Source organism: Mongoliibacter ruber, from assembly GCF_003003005.1.
GTDB lineage: Bacteria > Bacteroidota > Bacteroidia > Cytophagales > Cyclobacteriaceae > Mongoliibacter > Mongoliibacter ruber.
Window position 1 is genome coordinate 339,706 of record NZ_PVTR01000004.1, and the last position, 14,059, is coordinate 353,764.

Below are 14,059 nucleotides of genomic sequence, written 5' to 3' on the forward strand. Positions count from 1 at the left end.
ACGCTATTTTACTGATTTACCTTCTTTGGACATTTCTCTCATCAATCCAGCTTCTATGTCAAAGGTTTCGATAATTTTCCTTTGGTGCCTACGGGCATTTAACCAAGCAAACTGAATGGCATTGTTTATTGAGGCTCCTGAAACTTCGAATCTTTCAGCTAGCTTTGGAATACTTAGATTTTCATCGATTTCGAATACTTTAAGTGAGTTCTCCCAAAGCTGCATCCGCTCTTGAAAACCCGGAACATTGAAGTATATAATTGATTGGAATCGTCGCACAAAAGCTCTATCGATGTTAGGTCTTAAGTTAGTTGCCAATATGACCAACCCATCATAGTCCTCTAATCTTTGAAGCAGGTAAGCAGTGCCTTGATTGGCATATTTGTCTTTTGAATCATTGACTTCGGTCCTTTTTGAGAATAGGGATTCGGCCTCGTCAAAAAACAACACCCAGTTTTTATATTCGGCGGTATCCAAAAGCCTTGCTAGGTTCTTTTCAGTTTCTCCAATATACTTGGACACTACTTGAGAAAGATCAACCCTATACACAAGCTGATTGCTCATTTTACCCAAAATAGCCGCCGAAAGTGACTTTCCAGTCCCAGGTGGACCATAGAAAAGTGCTCTATATCCTTTTTTGAAGTTTTTCCTTAGATTTTTGTTGTTATTGATTTCGGACCTATGTTCCATCCAGGCAAGGATATGGTAAAGCTCTTCCTTCAGTTGTTTGGTCAATACGAGGTCTTCAATTTCTAATTGCGTAGTAAGTTCCTTTGCTGGAAACCCCTCGGAAAACTTAGGTTTGATCTGTTCGCCAGATATAAGGTGATAAAAAAAGTCCTCATTCATCATCAGTCTACGGGACCAAAACGTATCATTGTCCTGGTTTCTTCTGAGAAAAAGAACCTGATCCTTAGCAAAAAAATGATCTTCTGACAAGATCATAAAAAGAGCTATACGCTTTGAGACATCTTGACCGTTTATGACAAAATTCAAGGTCTCTACAGTGGGATTGAAACCACCGCTTGACTTTGAATCAACACCTCCAAATTCTGAAAAAAACCTGCCTATTGATTTGTTTTGAATAAAAAAACAGTCAAAAATCTGCGGTTTCAGCAATGGAACCATACTCATCAGAAAGACAATTCTTTCATTAAGAGTCAAATTATTTCTTAGGATGTAGCGGGTATACGGGGATTTTTCATCTTCAATATCCGGAGCTGTGGGCAAGACTACTACCTGATTTAAATCTTTTTGAAAATAGTTTTTTATCCGTACGTTTATAAATGCACTCAACCAATCCAAGTCTCTGAGAATGGGTAAAAGAAAGGCGTTGTCCAAAGTCTTCAATACTTCCATATTACATTTAGTCTTGTTCTCATCCAACTGAGATTTATCATGGTGATGTTCCAAGGCAAAGTATCAAGCAAAACATCATATGCACGTTTTTCAATAATCAGTTCCCACCTGTTTTCCATTTGATAAAGCCGACCTTCCCTATTGACAAAAGTTTCTCTGAAAGTATCCGTCTTTGTTCCTCTCATTTTTTCCCAATTGTAAACTGTCCCTTGGATTAATTTTTCTATCAAAACTTCCTCCTCCTTATTCAATGTGATCCCAGGCGATACCTGAAAACCAGGGTCAGCCCCACATAACAGTTTGTTTAAAGTAAGGTCCCACTCTTCAAACGCTGTTTGACCGGTAGCGACGACCTGTAGGAGTTGAATCGCACGTTCTTGCATCTCCTTACCTTTGATCCCCTCCCTATCCAGCATCCCCAATGAAGAAAAAAACCTGCCTAAAAATGGCCAAAATAACACCAATCCTGCATTGGAAACAGTCACTCCCTCTCCATAATCCACTTCTTTTGTTTCCATTACTTCCCGGACGCTCTCCTCTTTGTTTTTCAAAATTTCACTTCTTAGAATAGTTTTGAGCTTATTATTGGTACGCTTCAATTGTCCTAAGAGGGGTGACAGTGTCTTTACTTTAAATACCTTTGCGATTTTCTCTGCATTTACAATTTCTAACCATTCGGAAAAGACAAGGTTGATGATTTCTATGGGTGAAAAAATATATAGACGTATCAAAGACCATTTGCCAGCCATCATGATGAGGCGGTCTTGTTTATGGCTTATTCCAAGATCACTGAAGAAGTCCAAACCAGAATTTTTCTTGAAGGTTGAATGCAGGCTATTTAGGTCTCGGAAAAGGTCTTTGTGCAATAATCCCAGAAACCAAGATTCATCAATATGTGCTAAAAGCTGATAGAGGTGATTTCTTTTCTTAGCGGACTTTAAGGCTGAAAAGACCAGAATTTTAAGTTTTTGTTTCTCTTGCCCTTTCAGTTTGATGATTTGAAGTGCAAAGGATTCATAGTCCCCAAAGTTTTCCGGAATGCTTCCAAATTCAAAAAAAATTGAAAGCCCATCAAGAACTTTAATTTCATTTTCATCAGTTTTTGCAATGGTGTTTTGACCTGTGACAAAAGCAGGAACTTTGAGGGGTAGTTCTTCATTGATCGCACTTCTTTTTTGGTAGGTCAAAGAAAATGTAGACCTGCCTATTGGGATTTCCAACAATAGCTTGAAAAAGGTTTCACCCCTTTTCTGAAGGGTACCTGAACCGTTATAAAAACTTTTGAAGTATAAACTCATAAAACCAGCCAAATCAGGATTACTGGCTTTTTCAAAGAAAATCCCAAGCCAATCATGTATAAATTCCCATCCTTTCAATTGCCTTAACAAAGAAGTCGAATCATTCAAAAAATCTTTCTTTAAAGTAGCCCGGGATTTGATTTTTGTCAGCTCAGTAAAAAACGAAGTAGCTATGTCATAATTGAAAAGCTTATGAAAAGGCATTTTTTGAATGAGATTTTTAAGAAATTCATTATGCTCTGCAGAAGCTAATGTCAATGTATTGGAATGCTTCACTTGCAAAGCAAGAAAGACATCAATCCAAGCTGCATCTGAGGATTGTAAATTCTGGTTTGGGTTGATTTTATAATATATTTTAGTCCATTTTACCAGATTTTGCCCTTGCATCCCCCCTACCACAGAGAAAGGAAGGCCTTTGAATAAAGAGGAAAACTGTTTGATGCGCACTAAAAAGGTCCTTAACCCACCTTTTTGAGCGGAAACTTTTTCAAAAAAGGAATAGAATAATACCCCCCTCATTTTCAATACATTGCGCTCCGATGAAAGCCTATTGATTAGGTAAATATGAATCAGACTTTGAAGGTATTTTTTGTCATTCCAGTGTAAAGAGAAGGCTGCCCACTCTTCTATGTATATCCGATGTTTTTCATTGAAAATCTTGCTATCCAAACCAAATGCTATCATTTGCAGGTAAGCTTTTACAGGATATTTGTTGGAAAAAACAAGTTGATAAATCCCTGTGTCCGGCAAATAACCGTCAAAATAAGTGTTTGCAGTCGATAAATTGGAATTGAAAACTGACTTCAGGTTTAATACTTGATCAAACTCTTTTAAAAATGCCAGTCGGTCACCCTGAGAGATTTCCAGTTTATCCATCAATGATTCCCATGGGGTATCATGAATGAGTTTTGCTTTTGAGATCAAGTTATCTTCTAGCAATAGCTTTAAAAAAGAAGCATAAATTTTTATGGGTGATTTTAGTATTTTGATATCTGCTCTAATTGCCAGATACCAAGACTTAAAAAAATAATGCAATTTTTTATTTTGCTTTAATTTAAATACATGCAGAATGAACCTCAGTTTTTTAAAACTGACAGAGGAAGCTAGCCCCTTCAATTTTGCATCTACCAATAATTGCAAATATTTCGTCTCAATGGTATCAAAAAAGATATTCAGCTGAATCTCATCGGATTTTTCGACCACTGATACAAAAACCCTCCAGTTATCTTTAATCAGTTCATTGATATATAGGTCTAAATCCAGGGTAGCATTATCATGAAAAATGTGTGCTTTAGGGAATTTTTGATACCAAATGATATTTTCAAATAGATCCCTGATCAATATTTCATTTGTACCATTTGATGCAATATTCTCTAAGTAATCCAAGATACCTGAAAAGTGCATTTTCTCCAATTCCCTTACAGCGATTGACTTCTTTTGCGCAGCTAAAGAAGATTTACGTTCCTGTAGACTCTTAAAATCCTTTAGTAGCTTGACGCTATGCAGGCCTTGGTTGATAGCCTCTTGTAGCACAAAAACCATCAAATCTTCTTTGGCAGGCCATCTTTGATTAAATGCCCTCAGCCATAAAATCCTCTCCACAAAGACAATCAGCTCTTTTTTACCTATTTTGAGCCATTTCTGCTCAGTAAGACCCGTACTGAGAGAGTCAATAAGTTCATACCAAGTCAATCCTGCATCTTTTGTGATGAAATCTAAGATTTCATACTTCAACCGATCCGGAGCATGTATCAATACAAACTCTTTGAATTCAAGATTAAATTGATTCGATTTCAAAAGTTTAAAAAAGTTGCTCTTGTATTTAGTGATCAAAGTTTTGAATAATATTTCCTCTTCATAGCGATGGTAATCCTTGAAAAAAGATTTGATATCATCCTTGCCTATGATATCAAACATGAGTTTAAATGCCCTTATTTTTATCAGATCTGCTCCAGCCAATTCCTTTTTACCGATGGAGATATCCACTTTATTGAGCAAAAGGTTAGGTTGGAAACCGGAATATTTTGAAGAAGAAATCCTTCTTAGCACCCGAAGACCTGATGAGGTAATGGCTGCCGAAGAAGACTGATTAGTAAAACCCTTTAGGTTGTTTAAGTCTTGAGTAAACTTTTCATTGTGATGGTTTTGTCGGATTGCTTCTTGCAGTATATGTAGCATCAAGTCTTCTTTGACCAAGGCTCCTCTTTCAAAGGCTCTCATCCACAAGTTCCATTCTATAAAAAGTATGAGCCTTTCATTACTAATCTTTAACCAATTGGTCTCAGCAAACTCTAACCTTAGGCCTTCCACGAGATCATTCCAAGACGGATAAGCATCTTGAATCACAAAATCCAAAATATCATCTTTAAGCCAAGATGGAGCTTGGATTAGGACAAAATTCCTGAAGACGACATTGAATTGATTGGATTTCAAAAGATTGAAAAAATCATCTTTATACCTCGTAATCAATGTCTTGAACAAGGCATCCTCCTCAAGGTACTTGTAATCATGAAAAATAAGGCTAATCTGCTCATATCCAATTATTTCGAAAAAATTCTTGTAATCAAGGTGCTTGGTCAAACTTTGCTCCTCAGTAGGCTTGCTGACAGGGAGTAAAACCTCAAAATTACCTGAAAGTCTATCCAAATAATCAGCATATCCAAAGGAAAACATCTTCTCAAGTTCCTTGGCTCCTATCGAAAGCCCAGGCTTTTTGGAAGATGCTGTTGAGTTCTTCAAGATTTTAAAATCATTGACTAGCTTGCTGTTGTGTAGGTTTTGACTTATTGCTTCATCCAAGACTGAAATTATCAGGTCATTGATGATTAGGATCTCCTTATCAAATACCTTAAGCCACAAAACCGCCTCAAATAAAGCAAGCTGCCTTATTTTGTTCAAATTAAGCCATTTGGTATCCTTAAAGACAGCACTCACATCAGCAATGAGATCAGACCATGACATACTGCTGCCTTGCATAATAAAGCTTAAGATTTCTCTCTTAAGCCAAACCGGAGAGTGTACAAGGACAAAATCTTTAAACTCTCTATTATATTGATTTAATTTTAGGAGATTGAAAAATTCATCACTGTATTTAGTAATCAAAGTTTTAAATAAAATATTATCCTCATAGTGCTGATAATCCTGGAAAAAAGACTCAATATTTTCCTTTCCGAGTATTTCAAAAAAATGATGTAAGGACTGTTGTTTTGAGAAATCAACCTGATAACGGGATTTTTCACTGTAACCATTTAATTTGCTCTTCCACTCAATAATAGATGCTTTAGAGAGCTTCACAGTTGGATTTTCATCCTTGACCTTTAAAATTGAAATGATAAGCTGATTTAGGTTTAAATTGTATTTGATACAAAATTCCTCCACTAGTTTTAATATTTCTTCGGTAGTGAAGGTAGCTCCATCCTTATATTTATCGTTGAGCCATGACATTACTTGATTTTGCCTGGGCTTTGATTTTTCTGCGAAACTGAAATAATTAAGGAGTAATTTTAGGACATAAGTCCTGTCGTTGAAATCAGAGTAAGTATCAACCTGAAAATCAGTCGTTTCAGCAGACTCTCTTTTATCAAAAACAAGCATATCCGATTTCCCAAAAGATAACTGCTTATCAGTTTCCCGCTTATTTTTTTTCTCTGAAAATTCCGAATGATAAATTTTCGCAAGGGTATTATGAAAATTAAATGCCCCCGAGCCCCTTGTAAATTTGGCAGAAGATTCAGCAACAAAAAAAAGCAAGTCCTGGTACCTGACTGCAAACTTCTTTGCAGTGGATTTGATCAGAAGTTTCAAGTAATTTTCGTCAGTAATCGAACTGAGGTTGTCAAGGAGGAAAAGTTCGAATGTAATTTCATTTATAGACTTACGGACCCGGACAAAAGTCTGATTAATCGGCTTATAGTCTTCCTGAACCTGCTGAAATACGCCAACCACCCAATCCAGCAATAATTTTTTTGATGGCGCCACTTTGGAAAAAAAATACTGAATAAGTTCGGGAGAAGTACTGTCCAAAAACCTGTCTTTGACGACTTGTATCTTACCTACAGCCAAAAGCAAATCGACAACATGATCTAAATAATTGTAAACCAAATATTTAAATAAATTACTGAAGTTTCGATAACTGTAAAAATGAGCTGATGAATTGGAAGGTATATAGCCATTAAGAAGATAAAATTTTAGCCAATCAATTAGTGTTTCCTCTTTGGTTTTTTTCCTATAAGATATTACACCATCTTCAACACCTTTTTGTAAGTTTGATTTTTCAGTCTTTTTTAAATTGAGCCCACCAATACCAAACCATTCCTCACTGAATATACCTTGACTTTGGTATCCCATAAAGCCTTGAAATAGGGCGGTATTTAAATCAAATGAGCTATGATTTCTTGAGGAATATATCAAATTGATCAACAATCTATTGAAAGCAAATGATATTCTTCTCTCATCCCAATGCTTGAATTTTGACTTAAATAAAAATCTCAGATTCAATATTTTTTCCTCTGATATTCCAGAGATCTTGGACTTATGTAATAAAAGACTGACCAAGAGTCTATCCGAGAAATTATGGATAATCCTATTGCGTAGGTTGGCCTTGTGGTAATTAGACAAGACCAGATTGAGTAACTGGTCTGGGTGTGTCTCAAATGCTAAAGTTGCATAATGATGAATATTAGGGACTCCATTGCCTAGCCACCATGGTTTTGTTCCAAAATGGACAAAAAACACTACGGTGTTCATGGCCATTGAATGATCGGAAAAAGTCACTTTGGATTTCCGAATCAGTACATCTTTGAGGTAAGCAGTGAAATGGCTGGTAAATTTGTCCGCAAGGTCTTCCTTTAAGCGATAAATATTTAACAAGCCTAAATCGAGCTCCATTTTTTCAATCACCAAAACCTCATTACCTATTTGCAATTCATTCAAGGCCTTTTCCATCATTGGTAATATCAGGTCTACAGCCTTAGTCACCTCATCGGATACCATATCATAATCAGACTCTTGGCTGATTTCCAATTGGAATTCCATTTTTTCTATCAGACTCTCCTCCATTGAATGATTGCCTAACTTGAGTGCTTAAAAACCATGAGCAAATAGGTGATTTGAAGAAATAGGAGAATGGTAATTTTCAGACCTTGCACTTTTTTCAATAAATGCTAAAGGGAGTATTGGGTACATACTCCCTTCTGTCAATAAGAGGATTAAGACTATTTGTGCATAAAATCGGTTTGAGATGGGCGTATTTTTCTCAATCCCTCTTTTGAAATCACATCTATACTACTAACCTTGATATGAATCAATCTTGAGTTAACCCAACTGATCTTTTACCATTCCTACCATATCAAAAGAAACTTTTAAGAAATAGAGGAATGATTTATTGGCTTGAAAATCTTCACAATCTCCCACGTAAGATGACTTAAAGACCAATTTATGGAATGAATTTTCTTCACTTATTTGAATATTTCCGAGGATAATATTTGTATTGAGTTTGTTGATGATGGTATAGAAATCCAAGCCGAGGTCTTTATAAAATTGGTTATCATGCCAATAAAGATTCATGATCACCATCTTATCATCTTCCATAGCAAAAATAATTACAAACTCTTCCTTCTTCCCTTCTATTATTTGAATGAAACTGAAAGCTTGGAAATCATTTTCCTTTACTTCCTTTATTTCTTGGGCATCCGTTTCACTTAGTATGATTTTAATAGTTGAATTTATATCAGTCATAGGATATTTAGTTATAATTCAAGGATTTTTGATCAACCGACTATGTTGATGAAATATTTAATTTGGGCTATACTTTAAAGCACTTAAATATGCAGGTCTCAAATCTGACGAATAATCGAAGAAATCTTGTCTCAAATAATTAATTCTAACGTATGAAATTGATACTCCATTGAGTACTTCTTAGATCATAATAGAATCTATTTCATTCTTGCTAATATTGTATTTATTTAAAATTTTCTCGACTTCTTTCTTAAGTTCTGCATTGGAATAGTACTTCCTACCCTCCAAGGCCATATTCAATGCTTTTTGAGTTTTTTCCCAAAAATAATCCGCATTTTCACCTTTAGAAAGGTCTTCTATTGGAATATCAGTAGGAAGTTCCCCATTGAATATTTCTTTAAGAATTTTATCTTTTTTCTCTTTGTGAAATATATTCTTTACTCTTCCAATTAAGGTTTTCTCTGTATTAGCTTTTTTCAATACTTGAGCTATAACATTTGAATGAATTTGAGCAATCTTATCCACATCATCTATAGAAATCTGAAATTTACTAGTCTCTTCTGAGGCAGACAGCGTTTGATTATATTCTATTATGCCATTATTAAGAGAATCCGTCAACCCGTTTTTCAGCGTATTCAATTTTGCTTTTAACTTGTTCTCACCTGATACAGATTGAATCTGACGATTTACTGTATCTATTTCGAGCTTGATTTTCAAGAGATCCCTTAATGAACCATCTTTAAGATTAAATTTCCCGGTTTCGGGATCGGCCACTTTATCTCTTAGACTTGACAAATCACCCATTTCATCCTCAGACATTGATTCCTTGGCGCCCGTAACCCTAAACAATGCCTGCCTTTCCTTTGATCCTTTGAATTCTCTCCAAAATTCCAGGCTAGACAAATAAACGTCTTTTACACTCCTTAAAGAACCGATTACAAGTCCAACTGGGGGTAAAGTTGTTACAGTCAATATCAATTCCGCAATACTTAAATAAAAATCTACTAAATCACTTAGCATACTATCCTCTACCCTTACTATGTACTTGTTAAGGACATCCTTATCATTTTGATCTAATTTTAAAATTTCATTGTATTCATTCAATTTATCAAACTTGCTTCCTTTTAATTCAATATTCATAGCAGATTTAAAAATAGAAATACCAGCACCTATTCCGGGTAAAAGCGAAGCTCCTCCAGCTGGTAAACTGCCTCCATATTTATGGATTTGGGTAAATACCACATGAGTGGTATCACCTGCTTCTGCAAAGAACTGTATGCCTGACTCCCAATCCTTCTTTTTCCATGCATCCCTTGCTTTGTCAAAAAAACCAATTACACTCTTTAGTTTATCGGTACTCCCTTGCACAATAGAATGCGCCAAAGTGCTACCTCCAATGATACCTTCATAGCCTTTGCTGACAGTTCCTCCTACACTTGCACTTTTCTCCAACGCTTCGGACATGCTCATAGCCTCGGGCGTGAATTTATCTCCGTTGTCAGGACTTTTTAGCTCTTGTTTTGCGTCCAATGGGTCAGTAGGGCCCTGAGTTTCTTCAGCGTCCTTATCAGCCACATTTACTTCGGAATCCAAAGAAGCATCAGCGCCCTTATCAGCCACATTCACGTCGGAATCCAAAGAAGCATCTTGTGGATTTGCCAAGTTGGAAAGCTGTTCTAAAGCTACAACTTCTGCTGACGCATCAGCTGCATCCTGGATTTCTCCCGATGGAATTGAAGTATTTCCATTTTGTTCAGCAACTAAGCTTTCTCTATTTATTAATTCAGGTTCCAAAAAAACATAATTATATGTAACACAGGGATAAGTGCAAATTGATTTTATGGTTGATGTAAAATCAATATCCTATTTAAGAAAAATTGATGGCTTGGATAAAAAAGACAATCACTAAAAAATGAATACGCATTCTTTTGTTAATCAAGTGATAAATTTGAGCAAACACATCTGTTTTTCATGTCAAATTGCAGCGTAATCCTGCTCAAGGTGTTTATTCCCTTTTTCCTATTATATCAATTTATAACAGCCATGGAAAGACAATGAACAGACCAATGAATCTTAAAGCTTCAGGTCAAAGTTCAATTGAGCCCCTATTTATCTTTCATAATTTCATTGGATTCTAAAATGTTGATGTCATCGGTTTGAGCCCCATCAGCAACTGAATAATCTGGAGAGATAAGGTATCTAATTTTTTCAGGTCAGGATTGCTGGAGTTTTTCAACTTCAACCATTGGTGATATACTTCTTCAAACCTGTAGAGATCCATTACATTTAAAAAATAGACATTGACATTCTGATGGGCGATAATATTTTCCGCAATGAGTTGTGTGATGAACTTTGAGAAATCAGCTTTTGAAAAGCGGCTTGGCCAGTCTGGAAAAATAAAGCTAATTGTATGAGAAAACTCAAAATCAGGTGGAAAACCATGACCCGCGCCGGCTACATGGTTCACTTCAAACACCGTATCCATGCTCACTTCTTTTTTCTCAATTTTCCGGAAAAATGCTATTGCATCGTCAATTGCTTTTTTAGCAATTTGTCGGGAATCAAACTGTGAAAAGATTCTTCCTATGCCTTCATTGTTGCTATTATACAAGATCACTGAAAAGGTGTTGTTTTCTTCGTCTTCAGTAATGGTATAATTATCAAGGTCCACTCCGTAGATTACAAGATCTTCTCCGAGAGACTTTTGTTCTTCTAAATCTCCCACATGAATACCCTCCAAGAAAACATCACCTTTGAGGTCAAAAAAAGAAAAAAGGTATGATACTGACGCCATCGGTCTTAGTAAGATATGCTCTATCATGTGAAAGCCTTCAGATTCATCATCTAAGCGGAGAAGCTTATCCAAGACTTTGGCTTTAGCTTGTATGCAATCTTCCCTGTTATCAGACTGAAACAACACAAAAGGAAACTCAGCTCTTTTTTGTTTCATAAAAAGATAATGGTTCATATTGTCCTGAGATACCCCATAGTAGATAACTTTTTCGTTTGACAATACTTCAAAAAGCTCTGGAAAAAAAGCCAAACCTTTGCCCATAAAGTGTGCTTTTCCATTTTTGTAAGCTTCTTTTGGTAATTTATACACCTGGATTTTGCCTTGTACCAATTCTATTTCTAAAAGCCCCCATTTTTTCTTTTGCTTTTTTTGCGTCGCAAGTCCAAGAGACTGCAAGAGAGGGGCTGAAATGTACCGACGTTTGATGTTTTTGATATTCAATGTAGCTGCAAGGCGTTTTTCTAAGCCTGATACATTATCTGATTCCCAAATAGACTTGGCATAGATATCAAAAGCTTTAGCCTTATCATGACCTAAGTCAACTATACCCTTTAACAGTTTGACCTTACTTTCGATAATACCGGAACTGATTTCCTCTATGGTTTTGAGATTGTTTCCGCTACTCAACTTTTTGAGACTAGATACATCAAGTCGTTCTCCAAATCTTGCCAGAAGCTGATCAAGAACCCTGTTTCTTCTATCGAAAAAATCATCATTTGACTGTGAGCATTGATCAAGAAACTCCTGAAATATGGGGTAATCCTTCAATAAATCTTTCAGCTTGGTAATTCCCTCAGGGATTTGATTAAAATATGTATGCTTAATATCACTTACTGAGAACAGGTGCCTTACATTGACTAATTGAGCGAGATAAGAAGCCATGAATTGCTCAAAGAAATACAGGTATGCCGAAACTTGCAGTGCAGAGGCCTGCTCCTTTTTGCTGGCGTTTTTAGAGACTCCGATTTTACCCACGCCAAAAAGATCAGGCATTTCATCATGTATCGGATAGTGCTGTTGAAGTTGGCTTTGGGAAAATCTACCTTGAGGTAATTTTTGGGTATAGGAAAGCTCATGATGGTAAAACTTATTCCTTGATAATAACTCGGTGGCAATAAGCTGTTTGGCTATAACGCCATCAACATCATAGGAAACACTATTTTTATAAACCTTTAAATTACTATCAAAGGCTTCGGTAATTTCATCTAGGTATTGAATTTTGGGGAACTCATCTTTTTTGAAATTCACAAAAGTATCAAAAACAGGAATACCATTTTTGAACAGGCTCAAGTTCTTGACTTCCTTTACCCCCTCTACGTCCAGAATTATTTCTTTTATTCTCGAAAGGTATATGGCTTCTACTTTAGGAGAAAGATCTTTTTCAAAAATATATCCAAACTTGGGAAGTGGGCCGTTAAAAACCGCCTCAGGAGGCATATCCATTTCTTTCCATAGCTTTATAGGATCGTGAAGCTCTACAAATGGATTGATATATTTGTCCAAGTTTGCATAGATTTTGGATATGACAAACTCAGCCAAAACATCCGCTTCTATATAAATGTCACCTGCAAGAGATATATTCACCTTTCTGAGGATATGGACTTTATCCAAATCGTGACCTATCATCCTATTGGCATGAAAAACCAAAGCGACTTCTTTTTTGAGAAAATTAAGTTCAATATCACTGAAATCCTCACCTGATTCTATAAAGATATCAAATAGACCTTGGACACCCAGCCTATTATCCAAAAGAGGAATCACCCAAGCGTTTGCAACATTCTTGACACGGTCAATGATTAGTTTTCTATGATCATTGATAGTAATTGGGCTTGTACTGAAAACAGTCTCAGGGCCAAAGAGCAAATTGTCATTGACCGGATCGGTATTTTCGTGGTCAAATAAAAATAAATCCTGAATGGGGAAGTTGGTCCTATACCCCAAATCGGTCAAGGCATAGCAAAAATATTCCAGGAAAGTAACCCCTGGGTCATGGTAATTATAATCGGTCCAAATTTTCCCAGAATACTTTTGGGCAAAGCAAAGTCCCTCTTCAAACAAGAGGTCATACCTTAAAATAGTATTTTCTGAAAGTTCACTAGAAATAAAATTAGCCACAAATTTTTTATTTAGTGTTTAAACAGGCATCAGATTACCAATAGAGAATACAATAGGATAAGGCTCACCAGTCTTAGGATCCAGTCCAAAATGGCGGGCTGTCTTGACTTGGAGAGAGTAATTATACATTTCTCCAACCCACTTGAATCTCAAGCGATTAAAAAAACTACCATAGTAAGCTGATGATTTTTTTATAGAACCTTTAGACATTCTACCTCCAAAAGTATTGAGTGCAATGACATGAGCCAATGCATAGCGTCCGCTACCTTTTTCGCCATCTACACGTACCATAAGCTCTAATGCGCAAGGTTCACTGAGTTCACCTATCACTACATGCCATTTGCCATCAGCGGGAACCTGACCTTTTTTGAAAGAACCTACCCTCCCTTTGGACGTAACTATGCCATCTATATCAAGTTTTGATTTTGGGTTTTCCACACCGATACCTACATTTCCTCCACTCTTCAAGACAATAGCTGGATCATTGTTAAGCTCCTGAAAAGTGAGGTTACTGGATTTGTCTTTTTCAAGGCTGATGCTCCACTCAGGATCTATCTGTTTGAAATCTTTATAAAAAGAAATCAGACGGTTAGAATTTCCGACAGACGTTATTCTAAAACCGTTTTTTCTATCTCTTGCGATTCCATCATCTACAATATTTACAGTAGAATCAATCAAATCAGAAAAGTGTTTCTCCGTAGGAGTGCTTCCCCTTTTAAAATAATTTATCAGCGATTGCCTGTTCAATAGTGCCATA

At 36.2% G+C, this 14,059-nt stretch carries 6 protein-coding genes; all 6 read right to left on the reverse strand.

The window, feature by feature from the left end; all coding sequences use genetic code 11:
• Positions 1–3 precede the first annotated feature (3 nt).
• The 6 genes from CLW00_RS08860 to CLW00_RS08885 all read right to left on the reverse strand — a co-directional run bounded on the left by CLW00_RS08860 (position 4) and on the right by CLW00_RS08885 (position 14,058).
• The gene (locus CLW00_RS08860) at positions 4–1,359 is read right to left on the reverse strand and encodes an ATP-binding protein (protein ID WP_106133317.1); all 1,356 of its coding nucleotides are present in this window, start codon (positions 1,357–1,359) and stop codon (positions 4–6) included.
• The gene (locus CLW00_RS08865; RefSeq protein ID WP_106133318.1) at positions 1,347–7,715 is read right to left on the reverse strand and encodes a contractile injection system tape measure protein; all 6,369 of its coding nucleotides are present in this window, start codon (positions 7,713–7,715) and stop codon (positions 1,347–1,349) included. The genes CLW00_RS08860 and CLW00_RS08865 overlap by 13 nt, the downstream gene beginning before the upstream one ends.
• Before the next feature lie 255 nt (positions 7,716–7,970).
• On the reverse strand, positions 7,971–8,393 hold the full coding sequence (locus CLW00_RS08870) for a hypothetical protein (protein ID WP_106133319.1): 423 nt from the start codon (positions 8,391–8,393) through the stop codon (positions 7,971–7,973).
• Between the two features lie 180 nt (positions 8,394–8,573).
• Positions 8,574–10,187 (reverse strand): hypothetical protein, encoded by a 1,614-nt coding sequence (locus CLW00_RS08875; RefSeq protein ID WP_106133320.1) that lies wholly within the window; start codon positions 10,185–10,187, stop codon positions 8,574–8,576.
• 340 nt (positions 10,188–10,527) lie between these two features.
• Positions 10,528–13,302, reverse strand: coding sequence for a hypothetical protein (locus CLW00_RS08880; protein ID WP_106133321.1), 2,775 nt, complete (start codon positions 13,300–13,302; stop codon positions 10,528–10,530).
• An 18-nt stretch (positions 13,303–13,320) separates the two neighbouring features.
• Positions 13,321–14,058 (reverse strand): hypothetical protein, encoded by a 738-nt coding sequence (locus tag CLW00_RS08885; protein WP_106133322.1) that lies wholly within the window; start codon positions 14,056–14,058, stop codon positions 13,321–13,323.
• Between the last annotated feature and the right edge of the window lies 1 nt (position 14,059).

Bases quoted from the DNA above. Each gene is read 5' to 3' on its own strand.
- CLW00_RS08865 (WP_106133318.1), bottom strand. From the start codon at position 7,715: ATGGAGGAGAGTCTGATAGAAAAAATGGAATTCCAATTGGAAATCAGC.
- CLW00_RS08860 (WP_106133317.1), bottom strand. From the start codon at position 1,359: ATGGAAGTATTGAAGACTTTGGACAACGCCTTTCTTTTACCCATTCTC.
- CLW00_RS08870 (WP_106133319.1), bottom strand. From the start codon at position 8,393: ATGACTGATATAAATTCAACTATTAAAATCATACTAAGTGAAACGGAT.
- CLW00_RS08885 (WP_106133322.1), bottom strand. From the start codon at position 14,058: ATGGCACTATTGAACAGGCAATCGCTGATAAATTATTTTAAAAGGGGA.